Source organism: Streptomyces sp. NPDC054866 (assembly GCF_053610745.1).
On sequence record NZ_JBSGZA010000002.1, the window covers coordinates 745,451 to 763,454 of the forward strand.

The window sequence follows — 18,004 nt, forward strand, 5'->3', positions numbered from 1 at the left end:
ATAGGCGAAAACCCCCCAGTTGAACCCTGAGGGGCTTTCCCTGATGCGCGAGCGCGACCGGCGCGAGCGCGGCCAGATGTGCGCGAGCGTGGCTAGATGTGTCCGACTCCGGCGCCCGCGTCGGCGTTGGTGCCTCGCTTGGTCAACGTGGCGACCAGGGCCGCGATGACCGCGACGACACCGGCGACGGTGAAGGCCAGGCCCATGCCGGACACGAATGTGTCATGCGCGACCGAGGTGATCGCTTCGGCGACCGGCTCGGGCGCCTTCGGCGGGACCGGGGCTCCGCCCATCTCGACGACGGCGGACGCCTGGTCGAGCTGGTCCGGCGTCATGGGCGGAAGCTTGGCGTCCGCCCAGTTCGCGGGGAGGTCTTCGTCGACCCGGGCGGCCATCACCGCGCCGAGTACCGCCGTGCCGAGCGCGCCGCCGACCTGCATGCCGGCCTGCTGCAGACCGCCCGCCACGCCGGACAGCTCCAGCGGGGCGTTGCCGACGATGACCTCGGTGGCTCCCACCATCACGGGTGCGAGGCCAAGGCCGAGCAGGCCGAGCCAGAGCGACATCGGCAGCGTCGCGGTGTCCGTCGTCATCGTGGACATGCCGAACATCGCGATGGCCGTGGCCACCATGCCGCCGACGAGCGGGACGCGCGGGCCGAACTTGGTGATGAGCGCGCCGGCGATCGGCGAGGCCACGATCATCATGGCCGTCAGTGGCAGGAGGTGCAGTCCGCTGTCGACCGGGCTCATGCCGTGCACGTTCTGCAGATAGAACGTGACGAAGAACAGGCCGCCCATGAAGGCGAAGGCCATCAGCACCATCAGGACCGTGCCCGCGGACAGCGGGATGGACCTGAACATGCCCAGCGGGATGAGCGGTTCCTTGACCTTCGTCTCCCAGAAGGCGAAGAGCGCGAAGAGAACCACCGCACCGGCGAGGAAGAGCAGCGTCCTGGATCCGCCCCAACCCCACTCCGAGCCCTTGATGAGGGCCAGGATCAGCGCGAACATGCCGCCCGACAGCAGGACGATGCCGGGGATGTCGAAGGACTTCGGCGCGTTCTCCGCGCGGTGGTCCTTGAGGATCGCCAGGCCGAGGACGAGGGCAATGACGCCCACCGGCACGTTGATGAAGAACACCGACTGCCAGCTGACGTGCTCGACGAGCAGACCGCCGACGATGGGGCCGCCCGCGGTCGAGGCGCCGATGACCATGCCCCAGATGCCGATCGCCATGTTCAGCTTCTCGGCGGGGAAGGTGGCGCGCAGGAGGCCGAGCGCTGCCGGCATCAGGAGGGCTCCGAAGAGGCCCTGGAGCACACGGAAGGCGACAACCAGGCCGACGCTGCTGGAGAAGCCGATGGCACCCGAGGCGACGGCGAAGCCCGCCACGCCTATCAGGAAGGTCTGCCGGTGACCGAACCGGTCACCGAGCTTGCCGGCGGTGATCAGCGCGACGGCGAGCGCGAGAAGGTAGCCGTTGGTGATCCACTGGACACCGGCCATGGTGGTGCCGAGGTCTTTCGCGATGGCCGGGTTGGCGATCGCGACGATGGTGCCGTCCAGGGCGACCATCATCACGCCGATCGCGACGGAGAAGAGCGTCAGCCAAGGGTGGCCGCGGAGCCCCTTGGCCGGGGCCGGAGCGGACGACGGCTCCGGCGCCTTGTCCGCCTTGTCGACGGTGATCTGACTAGTCATGCGTTCGAGGCTAGTGTCAGTCGCTGACAGTTGACAAACCATTTCACAAGTCGGTAACTGTCACGTAGCTCACAGGTATGGTGAGCTGGTCAGAACGGTGGAAAGAGGGCCATGGCGTGAGGACCGAGCAGCGAGCGGCGGACCCCGCGAAACCGCAGGCCGAGACCTCCGGAGACATCTCCGGTGAGCCCTCTCGGCCCGGACTGCGCGAGCGCAAGAAGCAGCGCACCCGTGACGCGCTCCTGCGCGCGGCGCTCGAGCTCTTCACGACCAAGGGGTTCGAGGAGACGACGGTCGACGAGATCGCCGAAGCCGTCGACGTCTCTCAGCGCACGTTCTTCCGGTACTTCACCAACAAGCAGGAGACCGCCTTCGCCGTGCAGGAGATGGTGGAGCAGCGGTTCGTGGAGACGCTGCGCGAACGCCCTGCCGACGAAGCTCCGTTCGCGGCCCTGCGTGGGGCCGTAATCGGGGCCTGGGACGCGATGGGCCGCTCCATCGAGGAGGTCGTCCCGGTCGAACTCCACATGCGGACCTACCAGATGATCGAGTCCACCCCTTCCTTGCTCGCCGCCCACCTGCGCCGGTCCATCGAGATGGAGGAAGAGATCGCGCGCGTGATCGCCGAGCGTGAGGGGCTCGACCTGGACACGGACCCCCGACCGCGCGTGGTGGTGGCCGCCTTCAGTGGAGTGATGCGCGTGACCGGGCGGCTGTGGGGTGCGGGCGAGGACTCGAGCGTGGAGTCGATCCGCGCGATCACCGAGTCATATCTCGACCACCTGGGACCCGCGTTGGCGGAGAACTGGCGTGCGGAGTGACGGTGCGCTCACTCCGAGTCGGGTCACGCGATGGGTCGACCCATCGAACAAATCAACACGTTGAGTGACTGATTGATGCACCGTCAGTAGTGGCGACCCCGGGCGCACTGCGCGCACACGGCGCCTACGGAGCGTGACGGAAACGCTCAAAGCGCGCCCGCTTTGCCTCAATTACCCCACAGGAAACGTGATCTGCCTCACCCGGTGCACGGTAGGCATCACGATTCTCCTAGGGTGTTCCGTAGTGACTTCCTTCGACTCCTCCCCTCAACTCAGCGCCTGGCGCGCACTGCTCGCGCTCGCCGTCGTGTTCGTCATGCTGGCGACCACGGGCTGGACCGCGGTGCGCCACCACAAGGACGCCGCATCGCCGCTCGCGGCCTCGCTCTCCGCCTGGGAGCGCGGGCACATCAGCGGACGGGCCCTGCCCGACGCCAGTGCCCCGGCCGGCAAGCTCGCTCATTTCTTCACGTCGCTCAGCGCGCAGCAGCGCACCCGACTCGCCACCCGCTACCCCCTAGCGGTCGGCAACATGAACGGTGCCCCCGTAGAGCTGCGATATCGCGCGAACCGCATCGCCCTGGACCAAGCGCGCAAGACCGAGCGACAGCGCATGCACGACAACCGGCTCTCCCCTCTCGGGCAACAGGAGGCGGAGCGCAGAATGAAGCGCTTCGGCGTGATGATGCACCCGGGGCGGCAGGTCCTGTCCTTCGATCCCATGGGGTCGGGTCGTATCGCCGAGGTCTTCGGAGACCTCGACCGGGCTTCCAGGGTGTCGGTCGTGGTGCCCGGGGTGGACACGAACCTGCTGACGTTCGAGCGGACGAACCGCAAGTACTCGGCGCCTGTCGGCATGGCCAAGGCGCTGTACGGCGCGGAGCACTCGGCGAGCCCACGCGCGCGTACCGCCGTGATCGCCTGGGCCGACTACACCGCGCCTGTCGGCCTCGGCGTGGACGCGGCCACGTCCATGCGCGCGGATGAGGGCGCGATCCGGCTCAATTCTCTGGTCCGCAGTCTGCCGGGCCACTCGCCGGTCGCGCTGTACTGCCACAGTTACGGCTCGGTGGTGTGTGGGGTCGCCGCGCGGCAGCTGCCCTCCCGCGTCTCCGACATCGCGGTCGCGGGCAGCCCCGGCATGCGCGCGGACACGGCGGCGCAGCTGGGCACAGGTGCCCGGATCTGGGCCACAAGGGACGGCGACGACTGGATCCAGGATGTGCCAAACATGGAGGTCGGCGGGTTGGGCCACGGTGCCGATCCCGTCTCCCGGGACTTCGGCGCGCGCGTGCTGTCCGCACGGGGCGCCATCGGCCACACCGGCTATTTCGAGCCGGGCACGGAGAGCCTCAGGAACTTCGCCGACATCGGCATTGGTTCGTACCGCTCGGTGCGGTGCGCGAGCGGGGATGACGCGTGCCGGAAGGAATTTTCCGGCACGGCAGTGGCCTGACGCGCGTAGAAATCGACAAAACAGCGGCACGCCGCAGGAGGGACGGAGGCGCGCGTGCCGCCTACGATGAGCCGCATGGGTGACGTACTGGCCGGATTTCATGCCGCCTGGGAGTTCGAGTCCGACTCCGTGCTCATCCGCTTCGAACGGGGGATCCGCACGCCGAAGCTCCTTCAGGCGCTCGGCGAACGCCGCATCCCCCACGAGGCGATCGCGGCGGTGACACTTACTCCCGGCAAGCGCGGGACGGTCGTCCTGCACGCCGTGCCGAGACCGGGCGCCGATCCGCTGATGGAGGTGGCCGCGGGTCAGCTCAAGGACGGCTGTGACCCGTATCGACTCGTGCTGCCCGCCGAGCGGGAGACGCTCGCCGAGTACTACGCGGACGAGCTGCGGGCCCAGCTCACAGAGGGCGACTGCGGACCTCCGGACCGCTATCTGGTGGCCCCGCCGGAGACTCCGTTGCAGTTCAAGGCGTACGACGGCAAGGCGTCCTTCGACGGCAAGTCAGTGGCCTTCCGGTGGTTCTGGACGGGCGCTTCGTCCGCGAAGTGGAAAGCCGGCGACCAGAGCTTCCTGGTGACGGACCTGAGCGGCGTCGAGTGGCGCTCGCCGGAGGTCTTCGAGGGCCATCTGCGGCTCCTGCGCCGTGAGACTCCGCTCGCCCAGCCCGCGCAGGCGGACCAGGATCCCGCGGCTGTCGTCTTCGGTCTCGGGTACGGGCCGGTGCACGAGTCGCTGCCGTTCGCGGCGTCGGTGCTCGCCGCCGTGCGGGCATCGGGCCCGGCCCTGACGCCCGGCACGGTCCCCGGCGACGCTCCGGTGGCCCGTCGCGACCCGGCCGACATCGCGGAGCGCATCCGGCACCTCGGCGAGCTGCATCAGGCCGGTCTGCTCACGGACGAGGAATTCACGACGAAGAAGGCCGAGCTGCTCGCGGAGCTGTGACCCGGCGGGGACCCGGGCCACCGGTCCCGAGTCCCCGGCCCCGCCCCGCCTCGGGTCATACCTGGGTATCGAGGGAAGCCAGGTTCGTACCGGGGTATGAGGGGCAGGTCAGCTCCGCGGTACGACGCCGCAGGCCGTGCTTCATGCCTACGCTGATCAGGCCATGAGCAGCGCATCGACACCACCGGACCAGGACCCCCGCCCACCGGCCTCCGAGCCGGACGGGCGCGGGGTCACCCTTCAGCGTGCGACGGCGGGCGTCCGCGAGGGGCTCGGCAGAGCAGGGGCCTTCCTCTCCACACCCGTGGGGCGGGCCGAGCCGCTCCTCGCCCGGGCGCCCAAGCGCTGGATGCGGCTGCTTCCCTTGATCATCGCGCTGGGCTTCGTCGCGGCACTCATCCCGGTCACCACCCAGGTGCTGGCGAACGACTATGGGGTGAACGGCGGCCTGGCGGGCGCATTGGGCGTCGCGCAGGCCGCGCCGCTGCTGCTGGCCATCAGCCGCCCCCTGGCCGCCTGGTGCATCGTCATCGTCGCGGATGTCATCGGGGCGATCGTGACGCTGTCCATGGGCGACGACCGCCCCGTCCCCTGGACAGCCATGATCATCGTGGGGTACGTGGTCGTGTGCCTCCTGCTGTCCCTGCGCGAGAGCCGCCGCACCCTCCTGGGGATCTGGCTGGTCACCGTCGTCGTGAGCCTCGTCCTCGGTGCGTTCCGCGACGCCGGCAGCCAGGACACCAGCGTGCTGCTGATCGTGCTGAGCGGCGTCGCGCTGCTGATGGGCGCGCTGCTGCGCGAGCGTGGCGACGCGCAGCGCAGACTCATCGAGCAGGAGACCATCAGCGAGGCCGAGCGCTCCCAGCGAACCCTCCTCGAAGAACGGGCCCGCATAGCAAGGGAGTTGCACGACGTCGTCGCTCACCACATGTCGGTGATCACGGTGCAGGCCGACTCCGCGCCCTACCGCCTCGACGGCCTTCCGGACGCGGCGCGCGAGGAGTTCGGGAGCATCGCGGCCAGCGCCCGTGAATCCCTCACCGAGATGCGGCGGCTGCTCGCGGTGCTGCGCAGCGAGGACGCACCGGGCGAGAGGGCTCCGCAGCCGGGGCTCAGCAGGCTGCCGCATCTGGTGGAGGCGACGGTGCGCGCAGGCGTACCGATCGATCTGTCACGTCCTGAACTGTCGGTGCTCACACAGCTGGCCGACGTCACACCGGCCGTCGACCTGTCCGCGTACCGCATCGTCCAGGAAGCCCTGTCGAACGTGATGCGGCATGCTCCGGGAGCACGCACCACCATCACCGTCACCCTGGACGAGGAGCATCTGCTGATCCTCGTGGTCAACGGCCCGCCCACGGAAACACCCGACTCGTTGGAGCACAGCGGCACAGGTCACGGTCTCGTCGGCATGCGCGAGCGCGTACGGTTGGTCGGCGGCACGGTCGACACCGGGCCGCTGCCCGACGGCGGTTTCCGTGTCGCGGCCCAACTCCCCCTCCTCAAAAAGGACTCCGGCACCGCATGACCATCCGCGTGATCATCGTCGATGACCAGAACATGGTGCGGGCCGGCTTCGCCGCACTCCTTGCGGCCCAGAGCGACATCGACGTCGTGGGCGAGGCACGGAACGGCAAGGAGGGCGTCGACGTCAGCCGCAACACCCATCCCGATGTCGTCCTGATGGATGTCCGGATGCCCGAGATGGACGGACTCGCCGCCGCCCGCGCCCTGTTGGACCCGCCGCCCGGGGTGGTGCACGTGCCGAAGGTGCTGATGCTCACCACCTTCGACGTGGACGACTATGTGTACGAGGCGCTGCGCGCCGGAGCCTCGGGCTTTCTCCTCAAGGACGCCCCGCCCGCCGATCTGATCTCCGCGGTACGCGTGGTGGCGGCAGGCGAGGCGCTGCTCGCTCCGTCGGTGACGCGACGCCTGATCACGGACTTCGCCAAGCAGCGGCCGCGCAATGACCAGTCCCTGCGGCTGAACGGCCTGACGCCGCGTGAGACCGAGGTACTGGTGCTGATCGCGCGCGGTCTGTCCAATCAGGAGATCGCCGAGCGTTTGGTCCTCGCCGAGCAGACCGTGAAGACCCATATCGGCAAGGTGCTTTCCAAGTTGGACCTGCGAGACCGTGCACAAGCCGTGATCTTCGCCTATGAGTCGGGACTGATCACGCCCGGAGAGCAGTAGAACTCTCTCCCCCGTACCGCGGTATGAGCTCCACATACCCCGGTACGACCTGCGAGTTGGCTCCCCAGTGTGAGGTGCCGCAGGGCACCGTCTCCCTACTTTTCCCCTCGTCACGCCAGAGCGTGCCACGAGATGGGGAGGGAGACGGGCCATGCGCCTTCGTTCTTGGAAAGCCCGCGGGAGCTGGAAGGCCCGCAGCAAGCGGACGCTGATCGCCGCGGCGCTCACGACGACGATCGTGACCGGCACGACCGGCTGGGCAGTCGGAAATGAGCAGCAGCCGCTCACGGGCCCACCGCCGGGCACACAGGCCTGGCGCGCGGACCATACGTGGGGGGTTCGGCTGCCGGATCCGGCAGCGACCTCCCCCGCCCGAGTCGCCGCGTTCTTCGACTCGTTGAGCGAGGCCCAGCAGCACAGGCTGGCCGCACGGCACCCCTCGGTCGTCGGCAATCTGGACGGCGCCCCGACCGCTCTGCGCTTCAAGGCCAACTCCCTCTCCCTGAAAGCCGAGCGTGCCCGTGAGCAGAAGCGTGAGAGCGACCCGGGCCTCACCCTCCAGGACCACGAGCGGGCCCGATCTCTCGTCGCGCGTTACGAAGAGCTCCTGAGCCCCGGTCGGCAGATACTCGCGTTCGACCCACGTGGCAGAGGTCAAGTAGCCGAGGTCTACGGAGACTTGGCGAGCGCCCGGCACGTATCCGTTGTGGTCCCGGGCTCCGACATGGACCTGAGCACCTTCGACCGCTCGAAGGACCAGTACGGCACACCGGCCGGGATGGCCCGCTCCCTGCACGCCACGGCGGGCGACGACACAGCCGTGGTGGCCTGGGCCGGGTACACCACCCCGGTCGGCCTCGGCCCCGACGCCGCCACGGGGCGGCTCGCGGAGGCCGGCGCGCCACGGCTCGCCCAGTTCGTACAGGGCCTGACGGCGTCCGGCGCCCCACGCCCCGCCGTGTTCTGCCACAGCTACGGCTCGGTGGTGTGCGGTCTGGCCGCCCCGCAACTTCCGGCGTCCGACCTGGTGGTGCTCGGTTCACCCGGCATGCGCGCGGACAGCGTGGCCGATCTGCACACCTCCGCCCGCGTGTGGGCGGCCAAGGACGACAGCGACTGGATCGGTGACGTGCCGAACGTCGAGCTGTTCGGCCTCGGCCATGGCGAGGACCCGGCCGATCCGGGGTTCGGCGCCCGACGCGTTCCCGCAGAGCGAGCCGAGGGCCACACCGGCTACTTCGCCCCGGGGACGGATTCCCTCCAGGCCTTCGCCGCCATAGCGGAGACCACTGCCCCCAGCATCCCGGACGACGGCACCGCCGGAAGCGCGCCCGCCGACGCCCGCCCCATCGGAGAGCGGCCATGAGCCTCACACCACTGACCACCCTGCGCAGGACCGCGTCGGCGATCGACGCCAAGACACCCGCACATCGCGACCGGGCCATAGACGGGCTGCGTGCGCTCGCCCTGCTCGCCGTGCCGACCGGGCATTGGCTGCTCGGCGGATTCACGCTCGACGCGGGCGGGGCGCTGCACAATGCCAGCCCTCTGGCGTCGTTCGGATTCTTCGCGCCGCTCAGCTGGTTGCTGCAGATGCTGGGCATCTTCTTCCTGGTGGGCGGCTATGCCTCCGTCCTGTCGTATCGCCGGGCGGCGGCGCGCGGCGAGTCGACGAGACGCTGGCTGCGCGGGCGAGTGGCACGCCTCGGGCGTCCGGTCCTCGGAGTGACGGCTGTCTGGGCCGCACTGATCCCGGTGCTGTACGCGATGGGGGTGCCGGGCGCGACTCTGCGCACGGGGTCCACGCTGGTGATACAGCCACTGTGGTTCGTCGGGATCTATGCGGCGATCACCGCGCTCACCCCATGGTGCATAAAGGCGGCCGAGCGGCTCGGCGCCTGGGCCGCGATGCCCCTGCTCGGATCGGTCGCCGTCGTCGACTTACTGCGCTACGGCCCGTTCGGGGAGGCCATGCCGTCCTGGCTGAGCCTGTTGAATCTGCTGCCCGGCTGGATGTTCGCCTATCAACTGGGCGTCAGCTGGGGTGTGAAGAAGCTGGCCAGGCGCGGAGGGTGGCTGCTGCTCGTCGGAGGGACAGCCCTCTTCGCGGCCCTGCTGCTCGTCTTCCACTATCCGACGTCGATGGTCGGCGTCCCGGGTGAGGCCCGGACGAACTCCCATCCCCCGTCGCTGCTGGTCCTGGCGCTGGCCGCCGCGCAGAGCGGGGCGGCGATCCTGCTGCGGGAACGCATCGGCAAGTTGCTGCGCAGGCCCGCCGTTTGGGCACCGGTGGTCGTGATCAACCTGTCGGCGATGACGATCCTGTGCTGGCACCAGACGGCGATGCTCGCGGCGGCCGTGCCCGGCTCGTTCCTCGGCGGCACGGTGCCAGGGCTGACGGCGGGTCCGGACACCTGGGCCTGGATAGCCGCCCGGATCGCCTGGCTTCCGGTCTTCGGATCGCTCCTGCTGCTGATAGGCCGCTACACCCGCGGCTTCGAGGCCCCGTGGAAGCGAGCCACGCATGCGCGAAGGGCACTCGCCGGTCTCTTGGCGGCCGGGTTCGCGGTCTTCGCACTGGGGCTGGCGTGAAGGAATGGGCGACGGGGTCCTTGCCAGGAGGGGGAGGCGGGAGCGCTACGTGGAGGGGGCTGCATTGCGGGGCGCCGCCGGGCGGGGGCTTCGTGGCAGAGAAACTGCCGGGGGCTGCGGGGCGAGGGTCGCCCCGGGGCTACGAAGCAGGGCTCCTGCCCAGCAGGAATGCGCGGCAAGAGTGCCAGCGCAGGACAGGCAACGCGGCAGTGGCACCTCGCGGAGCTTCGCCCGGGGGAACCGCTGCGGCGCAGACGCCCCGCAGGGTGGATCGCCAGACACCCGCCGGGTGGGGGCCACCGCCGCGCAAGACGCCGCCCCACAGTGTGGATCGCCAAGCACCCCCGCCGAGTGGGACCACCGCCGAGCAAGACGCCGCCTCGCAGTGTGTATCGCCAAGCTTCCCGCCGGGTGGGGCCACCGCCGCGCGAGGATCCTCCCCGCAGGGCGGCGCCAGGCACCCCGCCTGGAAGACCCTGCGGTGCGAGCCGCCCCGCCAGGTGATGCCGGGCCCCGGATGGCACCCCGCAGTGTGGATCGCCAGGCGCCCGCCCGGTAGCACCACCGCCGCGCAAGGAGCCGGCCCGCAGGGGGTCGCCCGGCACCCCGCCCGGTGGCATCACCGCCGAGCAAGACGCCTCCCTGCAGGGCGGCGCCAGGCACGCCGTCGGTGGGATCCCTGCGGGGCGAGGAGCCGCCGGGTGGATCGTCAGGTGGTCCCGCGGGGTGGGGTATGCGGCGCAAGGTGTGCCGCAGGGTGGGCAGTTGGGGCGGGGGCCGTCACGCCTGCGGGGCAGCTGGTTGCCTGTTTACTCGCGGCCCGCCGAGGTGAACGTCATGTCGGCGTAGCGGTCGCCTGCTACCTGGGCGGCGATGGGGTTCAGCAGGGCGAGTTCGGAGGGGGTGAGATTCAGGTGGGTGGCCGCGGTGTTCTCCTCGACGCGGGCGCGCTTGCGGGTGCCGGGGATGGGGACGACGGCCAGGCCGTGGGCCTGGGCCTGCTGTTGGACCCAGGCGAGGGCGACCTGGCCGAGGCTCGCGCCGTGGGCTTCGGCGACGGTGCGGACGGGTTCGAGGAGGGCCGCGTTGGCTGCGGCGTTGTCGCCCGTGAAGCGGGGCTGCTGGCGGCGGAAGTCGTCCTCGCCGAGTTCCTTGTCGGCGCTGACGAACGAGCCGGTGAGGAAGCCGCGGCCGAGCGGGGAGTACGGGACGAGGGCGACGCCGAGTTCGGCGGCGACGGGGACGACGCCCTGCTCGATGTCACGGCTGAAGAGCGACCACTCCGACTGGACGGCGGCGATGGGGTGGACGGCGTGGGCGGCGCGGAGTTCGGGTCCTGTGACCTCGCTGAGGCCGAGGTGCTTGACCTTGCCGGCGGCGACCAGCTCGGCCATCACGCCGACCGTTTCCTCGATCGGCACCTGGGGGTTGCGGCGGTGCATGTAGTAGAGGTCGATGACGTCCACGCCGAGGCGTTGGAGGCTGGCGTCGATGCAGGCGCGAATGTAGGCGGGGTCGTTGTTGATGATCCGCTTGGTCGGGTCGTCCGGGTCGATGGCCAGGGCGAACTTGGTGGCGAGGACGACCTCGTCGCGGTGTGCCTTGAGGAAGGGGGAGAGGAACTTCTCGTTCTCACCGGCGGCATAGGCGTCGGCGGTGTCGTAGAGGGTGACGCCCAGTTCGAGGGCGCGCTCCAGGGTCGCGCGGGCCTCGTCGGCGTCGGTGGGGCCGTAGGCGAAGCTCATGCCCATGCAGCCGAGTCCCTGGACGCCGACTTCGGGGCCGCCTGTGCCGAGCTGCACCTTCGTGATCCGGGCGGGGGTCTTCCCGGGGGTCCCCGTCGCCGCAGCCGTCTCCGGGGTCGGAACCGTCTCGGGGGTCGCAGCCGTCCCGGGGGTCGTAGGCATCTCGGGGGTCTTGGGGGTCTCTGCGGTCATCAGTGTTCAGAGCCTCTCCGGCGCCGGGCGGGCGTCAGCGTAAAAGTTGATCTTGTAGTCGAGTACGGCGAGCGTGTCCTGGAGCTCCGCTATGCGGGTGCGGACGTCGCGGCGGGTCTGTTCGAGGAGTTCGTGGCGCTCGGTGAAGGTGTGGTCGCCCTCGCGCACCAGCTCGGCGTAGCGGACCATGTCCGCCACCGGCATGCCGGTGAGGCGGAGCTTGCCGACGAAGGTGAGCCAGTCCAGATCGCGGTTGCGGTAGCGGCGCTGGCCCGTGTGGGAGCGGTCGATGTGGGGCATCAGGCCGATTCGCTCGTACCAGCGCAGGGTGTGCGCGGTCAGGCCGATGAAGGCGACGACCTCGCTGATCGTGTAGTGGTCCTGTCCGGTCGGGCGGGGGTGCGCGGTGGGCGCCGAGGCGCAAGCGTCAGGCCTGGCGCCAACGCCGTCGGTGCTGTCGGCGCTGTCGGAGCTCCCGGCAGCACCGGCCGCTCCGGCCGCTCCGGCCGCTCCGGCGGCACCGGCGGCACCGGCGGCACCGGCGGTCGCTTCGGTCACGCTCTGCGTGGGGCCCTGTGTGCGGGTCTCGGTCTCCATCACCGTCATGACCACCACGCTAGAACCTTGGAGTGCGCTCTAAGCAAGCAGAACCGGGAGGGAATATGTGACGTGGACAAACCCTCGGAAAATCGGAGGACGCCGGTTCATACGGTGACTACGGTGCCGATCATGAGTCTTGTGCGTCGCGCCACGCCAGAGGATGCCGAGGAACTGATCAGGCTGCGGCAGGTGATGATCGACTCGGTGTTCGCCACCGGCTCAGCGTCCGCCTCCGAGTCCGACATCAGCTGGCATGCCGAGTCCCTTCCTGTCGTCCGGGACAAACTGGCCGATCCTGACGGCGATTTCGCCGCCTTCGTCGTCGACCGGCCGGACCGGCCCGGGAAGCTTGCGGCGCTGGTGGTGGGGAGCCTGGACTACCGCATCGGGCGGGCGGGCAATCCGCGGGGCGTCATCGGTTACGTGTTCAGCGTCGCCACCGATCCGGATCAGCGGCGGCGTGGGTATGCGCGGGCCTGTATGGAGGTGCTGCTCGACTGGTTCCGGGAGCGTGGTGCGGGGAGTGTCGACCTCAACGCGTCGGCGGAGGCGGAGCCGCTGTACGCCTCGCTCGGCTTCGTGCGCAAGCCCGACCCCTCGATGCGGCTGAGCCTGTAGGGCGCTTAGGCTCGTACGCATGCAGAGCCTGGCGTTGATCGAGAACTGGCCGGTCCCTACCGCTGCCGCCGCCGTCGTGCGTGCGGACGGCACGGTCGTCGGGGCGCACGGGCCCACCGGGCACCGTTTCGCGCTCGCTTCGGTCACCAAACCGCTGGCGGCGTACGCGGTGCTTGTGGCGTACGAAGAGGGGGCGGTCGAGCTCGATGAGCCTGCTGGGCCCGAGGGGTCGACCGTGCGGCATCTGCTGGCGCACACCAGTGGGCTTGCGTTCGACGAGCACCGGGTGACCGCGCCTGCCGGGACGCGGCGGCTGTACTCGAACGCGGGGTTCGAGGTGCTCGGGGATCACATCGCCAAGGCGACGGACATTCCCTTCGGGGAGTATCTGCGGCAGGCCGTGCTCGAGCCGTTGGGCATGGGGGCGACCTCGCTCGACGGAGGGGCTTCGCCCGCCAAGGACGGGGTGTCCACTGTCGATGACCTGGTGAAGTTCGCCGCGGAGGTGCAGGCGCCGCGGTTGCTTGATCCGCGGACGGTGGCCGAGGCGATGTCTGTGGCGTATCCGGGGCTGAAGGGTGTGCTTCCCGGGTACGGGCATCAGAGTCCCAACGACTGGGGGCTCGGGTTCGAGATTCGGGACTCCAAATCGCCGCACTGGACCGGGAGTTCTTCTTCGCCCCGGACGTTTGGGCACTTCGGGCAGGCCGGGACGTTCCTCTGGGTCGATCCCGATGCGGGGGCGGCGTGTGTCGCTCTGGCGGATCGGGCGTTCGGGCCGTGGGCCGTTGAGGCGTGGCCTCCGTTCACCGATGCGGTGCTCTCCGAGCTGTAAGGGGCGTACGGGCGGGCCTTGCGGGCGGGCCCCACAGCCTTGAGCAGTACCCCGCAGCACCGTCACCGCAAGGAGCGTTTCCGCAGCCCGGCGGGGGCGGGGTGCCGCCGCTGTGCCCACCCGTGCCGCCCCAGCGGCACGACTGCCCACAGCGACGGGGCGGGTCGCTCACACCCCAGTCATCTCCCACACCAGCAGCTCCGCCGGCCCCCCGTCGCCCGCCACCGCCTCCAGCCCCTCCCCGGCCGTGATCCGGGCCGCGTCTCCTGGGGTCAACTCCTCGTCGTCCAGGCGGATCTCGCCCCGTACCACATGGACGTACGCGAAAGGTGAGTCCGGGATTGCCGTGCGTTCGCCTGGGGTCAGGCGTCGGACGTGGAGGAGGGCGCCCGCGGCCGGGACCGCGTACGGGGTGGAGTCCGCGATGCCGTGGACCACCTCGTAGGACGGGTCGCCGCCAGGGCTGAGCGGGGACAGCCACATCTGGACGAAGACCAAGGGGGCTCCGCCCTCGTTGCGTTCCACGTGACGGACGCCGCCCGCCGCGCTCAGGTGCTGGACGTCCCCGGGGCGCACCACCGACTCGTGGCCCGTCGTGTCGCGGTGCGTCAGTTCGCCCTCGACCACCCAGGTCACGATCTCGGTGTGGCTGTGCGGGTGTTCGTCGAAGCCCGCGCCGGGCGCGAGACGCTCTTCGTTGCAGGCCAGGATCGCGCCGAAGCGGAGGTTGTCCGGGTCGTAGTGCGGCCCGAAGGAGAAGGCGTGGAAGGTCTCGACACCGGCGGCGGGTTCCCCGCCGCGGTACCGGTCGCCGGAGCGCCGTACATCAATCACACACCCCACGTTAGACCCGGCACCGCACACCGCCGTCCCGATAAGGCAGTCTTGTCCCCGTGCCCGAACCCTCTGCGAACGAAGCCCGCCAGGACGCCCATCAGGCAGCCCACGAGGAAGCCGCGCGCCACGAGGAAGCCGCCCGGCAGGACGCGCACCGGAAGGCTCACGCGCACTCAGCCACGCTGAAGCGCCTGGAGCAGTCATCCGGCAGCCTCGCCGCGCAGGCCATCGCGCGCATGGACGAGACGCTGTCCTGGTACCGGGCGATGCCCCCCGAGAACCGGTCGTGGATCGGTCTGGTCGCCCAGGCCGGTATCGCCGCGTTCACCGAGTGGTTCCGGCATCCCGACGCCCCCCAGGCCATCTCGACCGACGTCTTCGGCACCGCCCCGCGCGAGCTGACCAGGGCGATCACCCTGCGCCAGACCGTGGAGATGGTGCGTACGACGATCGAGGTGATGGAGTCCGCGGTCGACGAGATCGCGGCGCCGGGCGACGAGTCCATCCTCCGCGAGGCGCTCCTCGTGTACGCACGCGAGATCGCCTTCGCCACGGCGCAGGTCTATGCGCAGGCCGCCGAGGCACGCGGTGCCTGGGACGCCCGCCTGGAGTCGCTGGTCGTGAACGCCGTGCTCTCCGGGGAGGCCGACGAAGGGGCCGTGTCCCGCGCCGCCGCGCTCGGCTGGAACTCCCCCGAGCACGTCTGTGTCGTCCTCGGCACCGCGCCCGACGGCGACAGCGAGCTCACCGTCGAAGCCATCCGCCGCGCCGCACGGCACGCCAAGCTCCAGGTCCTGACCGGTGTGCTCGGCGACCGTCTTGTCGTCATCGCGGGCGGCAGCGACAATCCGCTGCATGTCGCCAAGGGCCTGATCGGTCCGTACGCGGCAGGGCCCGTCGTCGCCGGCCCCATCGTCCCCGACCTGCTGGCCGCCACCCGGTCCGCGCAGGCCGCGGCCGCCGGGCTCAAGGCCTGCGCCGCCTGGCAGGACGCCCCGCGTCCCGTCCTGGCGGACGATCTCCTGCCGGAGCGCGCGATCGCGAGCGATCCCGCCGCGCGCGAGCAGTTGGTGGAGGAGATCTACAGACCACTGGAGGAAGCGGGCTCCGCGCTCCTGGAGACGCTCAGCGTCTATCTGGAACAGGCCAGCAGTCTCGAAGGCGCGGCCCGGATGCTCTTCGTTCACCCCAATACCGTGCGCTACCGGCTGCGACGTGTGACAGACGTCACCGGCTGGTCGCCATCGGACGTACGCTCCGCATTCACGCTGCGGATCGCGCTGATCCTGGGGCGTCTGGCCGACGGAGATCTCCAACCGTAGGATTTTGTCGGGCCCCTACAATTCCCCCACCGGTTCTTCGTCCCTGTCCCCACGGGCGGCTTGTACCGTCCACAAGAGAGAGTGTGAGAGTGCTCGTACTCGTCGCTCCCGGCCAAGGCGCTCAGACGCCCGGCTTCCTGACCCCCTGGCTCGACCTCCCCGGTGCGGCCGACCGCATCGGCGCGTGGTCGGACGCCATCGGGCTCGACCTTGCCCACTACGGCACGCAGGCCGACGCGGACGCGATCCGCGACACCGCCGTGGCCCAGCCGCTGCTCGTGGCCGCCGGTCTGCTCTCCGCCGAGGCACTCAGTGACGCCCTCGCCGCGAACAAGCCCGGCGCGGTCGCGGGGCACAGCGTCGGTGAGATCACCGCCGCCGCCTTCGCGGGTGTGCTCAGCGATGAAGCCGCGCTCCGTCTCGTGCGCACCCGGGGTCTGGCCATGGCCGACGCCGCCGCGGTCACGGAGACCGGCATGGCGGCGCTGCTCGGCGGCGACCCCGAGGTCACCGTCCCGCACCTGGAGAAGCTCGGCCTGACGCCGGCGAACGTGAACGGCGCGGGCCAGATCGTCGCCGCGGGCACCGCGGAGCAGATCGCGGCGCTCGCCGAGGACAAGCCCGAAGGCGTCCGCCGCGTCGTACCGTTGAAGGTGGCGGGCGCGTTCCACACGCACCACATGGCACCCGCGGTCGCCACGCTGGAGGAGGCCGCCAAGGCCCTCGACCCGGCCGACCCGAAGCTGACGTACGTCTCGAACCGCGACGGCCAGGCCGTGGCGACCGGCGCGGACGTCCTGTCCCGCCTGGTCGGCCAGGTGGCCAACCCCGTGCGCTGGGACCTGTGCATGGAGACGTTCAAGGACCTGGGTGCCTCGGCGATGATCGAGCTGTGCCCCGGCGGCACACTGACCGGTCTCGCCAAGCGCGCCCTGCCCGGCGTGCGGACGGTGGCCCTGAAGACACCCGACGACCTCGACGCCGCATCTGAGCTCATCGCCGACACCGCATCCGCCGCCGACGCGGCGGGTGCCTGAGAAGGAGCCAGGAGAGCATGTCGAAGATCAAGCCCAGTAAGGGCGCCCCGTACGCGCGCATCATGGGTGTCGGCGGCTACCGCCCGACCCGTGTCGTGCCCAACGAGGTGATCCTCGAGACGATCGACTCCTCCGACGAGTGGATCCGCTCCCGCTCCGGCATCGCGACCCGCCACTGGGCCTCCGACGAGGAGACCGTGGCCGCGATGTCCGTCGAGGCCTCCGGCAAGGCGATCGCCGACGCGGGCATCGCCCCGGAGCAGATCGGCGCGGTCGTCGTCTCGACCGTCTCGCACTTCAAGCAGACCCCGGCCATCGCGACCGAGATCGCGGACAAGATCGGCGCGGGCAAGCCCGCCGCCTTCGACATCTCCGCGGGCTGCGCGGGCTTCGGCTACGGCCTGACGCTCGCCAAGGGCATGATCACCGACGGTTCCGCGGAGTACGTCCTGGTCATCGGCGTCGAGCGGCTGAGCGACCTGACGGACCTGGAGGACCGCGCGACGGCCTTCCTGTTCGGTGACGGCGCGGGCGCCGTGATCGTCGGTCCGGCCAAGGAACCGCAGATCGGCCCCACCGTCTGGGGCAGCGAGGGCGACAAGTCCGAGACCATCAAGCAGACCGTGGCGTGGAACGACCTCCACATCGGCGATGTCTCGAAGCTGCCGCTCGACAGTGCGGGCAAAATCAAGTTCCCTGCGATCACGCAGGAGGGCCAGGCGGTCTTCCGCTGGGCCGTGTTCGAGATGGCGAAGGTCGCCCAGCAGGCGCTGGACGCGGCCGGAATCACCGCGGACGAGCTGGATGTCTTCATCCCGCACCAAGCCAACGAGCGGATCATCGACTCGATGGTGAAGACTCTGAAGCTGCCGGAACACGTCACGGTCGCCCGTGACGTGCGCACCACCGGCAACACGTCGGCAGCCTCGATTCCGCTCGCGATGGAGCGGCTTCTGGCGACCGGCGAGGCGAAGAGCGGCGACACCGCGCTCGTCATCGGCTTCGGGGCGGGTCTCGTGTACGCCGCCACGGTCGTTACCCTCCCCTAGGCATCACGTCCGGATCATCCGATCCGTACGGCTGTAAAACCAACCTGCCGCTG

The 18,004-nt window shown here is 70.2% G+C and carries 16 protein-coding genes; 12 read left to right on the forward strand and 4 right to left on the reverse strand.

The features are described from left to right. Window positions 1-92 precede the first annotated feature (92 nt). On the reverse strand, window positions 93-1,703 hold the full coding sequence (locus ACWGI2_RS12125; RefSeq protein WP_453695110.1) for an MFS transporter: 1,611 nt from the start codon (window positions 1,701-1,703) through the stop codon (window positions 93-95). 116 nt (window positions 1,704-1,819) lie between these two features. On the opposite strand from ACWGI2_RS12125, the gene ACWGI2_RS12130 reads away from it, so the two are divergent. From ACWGI2_RS12130 to ACWGI2_RS12160, 7 genes are all read left to right on the forward strand, one after another. Further along, complete coding sequence (locus ACWGI2_RS12130; protein WP_453695111.1) at window positions 1,820-2,524, forward strand: TetR/AcrR family transcriptional regulator; 705 nt, start codon at window positions 1,820-1,822, stop codon at window positions 2,522-2,524. Window positions 2,525-2,768: 244 nt separating this feature from the next. Then, entirely contained in the window at window positions 2,769-3,980 is a 1,212-nt protein-coding gene (locus ACWGI2_RS12135; RefSeq protein WP_453695112.1) for an alpha/beta hydrolase, read from the forward strand. Window positions 3,981-4,055: 75 nt separating this feature from the next. Next, entirely contained in the window at window positions 4,056-4,928 is an 873-nt protein-coding gene (locus ACWGI2_RS12140) for a DUF4429 domain-containing protein (protein ID WP_453695113.1), read from the forward strand. A gap of 163 nt (window positions 4,929-5,091) precedes the next feature. Then, window positions 5,092-6,456 carry a sensor histidine kinase gene (locus tag ACWGI2_RS12145; protein WP_453695114.1) on the forward strand — a complete coding sequence of 455 codons (1,365 nt, stop codon included), beginning with the start codon at window positions 5,092-5,094 and terminating at the stop codon, window positions 6,454-6,456. After that, window positions 6,453-7,124, forward strand: coding sequence for a response regulator (locus tag ACWGI2_RS12150; protein ID WP_160504844.1), 672 nt, complete (start codon window positions 6,453-6,455; stop codon window positions 7,122-7,124). The genes ACWGI2_RS12145 and ACWGI2_RS12150 overlap by 4 nt, the downstream gene beginning before the upstream one ends. Window positions 7,125-7,275: 151 nt before the next feature. Next, window positions 7,276-8,490, forward strand: a complete 1,215-nt coding sequence (locus tag ACWGI2_RS12155) for an alpha/beta hydrolase (RefSeq protein ID WP_453695115.1) — start codon at window positions 7,276-7,278, stop codon at window positions 8,488-8,490. After that, a complete protein-coding gene (locus ACWGI2_RS12160) occupies window positions 8,487-9,716 on the forward strand; it encodes an acyltransferase family protein (protein ID WP_453695116.1) in 1,230 nt (409 codons plus the stop codon). The genes ACWGI2_RS12155 and ACWGI2_RS12160 overlap by 4 nt, the downstream gene beginning before the upstream one ends. Before the next feature lie 809 nt (window positions 9,717-10,525). On the opposite strand, the gene ACWGI2_RS12165 is transcribed toward ACWGI2_RS12160, so the two are convergent. Together ACWGI2_RS12165 and ACWGI2_RS12170 are read right to left on the reverse strand one after the other, a co-directional pair. Beyond that, window positions 10,526-11,467: an aldo/keto reductase gene (locus ACWGI2_RS12165; protein ID WP_453695734.1), complete on the reverse strand. Its 942-nt coding sequence runs from the start codon at window positions 11,465-11,467 to the stop codon at window positions 10,526-10,528. A gap of 192 nt (window positions 11,468-11,659) precedes the next feature. Then, window positions 11,660-12,211 (reverse strand): MerR family transcriptional regulator, encoded by a 552-nt coding sequence (locus ACWGI2_RS12170; protein WP_453695736.1) that lies wholly within the window; start codon window positions 12,209-12,211, stop codon window positions 11,660-11,662. A 171-nt stretch (window positions 12,212-12,382) separates the two neighbouring features. Between ACWGI2_RS12170 and ACWGI2_RS12175 the strand changes: the two genes are divergently transcribed. After that, window positions 12,383-12,871 (forward strand): GNAT family N-acetyltransferase, encoded by a 489-nt coding sequence (locus ACWGI2_RS12175; RefSeq protein ID WP_453695117.1) that lies wholly within the window; start codon window positions 12,383-12,385, stop codon window positions 12,869-12,871. 19 nt (window positions 12,872-12,890) lie between these two features. Continuing rightward, on the forward strand, window positions 12,891-13,706 hold the full coding sequence (locus ACWGI2_RS12180; protein WP_453695118.1) for a serine hydrolase domain-containing protein: 816 nt from the start codon (window positions 12,891-12,893) through the stop codon (window positions 13,704-13,706). A 168-nt stretch (window positions 13,707-13,874) separates the two neighbouring features. Here ACWGI2_RS12180 and ACWGI2_RS12185 read toward each other — a convergent pair whose 3' ends face one another. Further along, entirely contained in the window at window positions 13,875-14,540 is a 666-nt protein-coding gene (locus ACWGI2_RS12185; protein ID WP_453695119.1) for a pirin family protein, read from the reverse strand. A 185-nt stretch (window positions 14,541-14,725) separates the two neighbouring features. Between ACWGI2_RS12185 and fasR the strand changes: the two genes are divergently transcribed. The 3 genes from fasR to ACWGI2_RS12200 all read left to right on the forward strand — a co-directional run bounded on the left by fasR (window position 14,726) and on the right by ACWGI2_RS12200 (window position 17,951). After that, entirely contained in the window at window positions 14,726-15,865 is a 1,140-nt protein-coding gene (fasR, locus tag ACWGI2_RS12190) for a fatty acid biosynthesis transcriptional regulator FasR (RefSeq protein WP_135330829.1), read from the forward strand. Window positions 15,866-15,954: 89 nt separating this feature from the next. Then, window positions 15,955-16,902: an ACP S-malonyltransferase gene (locus ACWGI2_RS12195; protein ID WP_453695120.1), complete on the forward strand. Its 948-nt coding sequence runs from the start codon at window positions 15,955-15,957 to the stop codon at window positions 16,900-16,902. Between the two features lie 17 nt (window positions 16,903-16,919). Further along, window positions 16,920-17,951: a beta-ketoacyl-ACP synthase 3 gene (locus ACWGI2_RS12200; RefSeq protein ID WP_453395367.1), complete on the forward strand. Its 1,032-nt coding sequence runs from the start codon at window positions 16,920-16,922 to the stop codon at window positions 17,949-17,951. The last annotated feature ends 53 nt before the right edge of the window (window positions 17,952-18,004 follow it).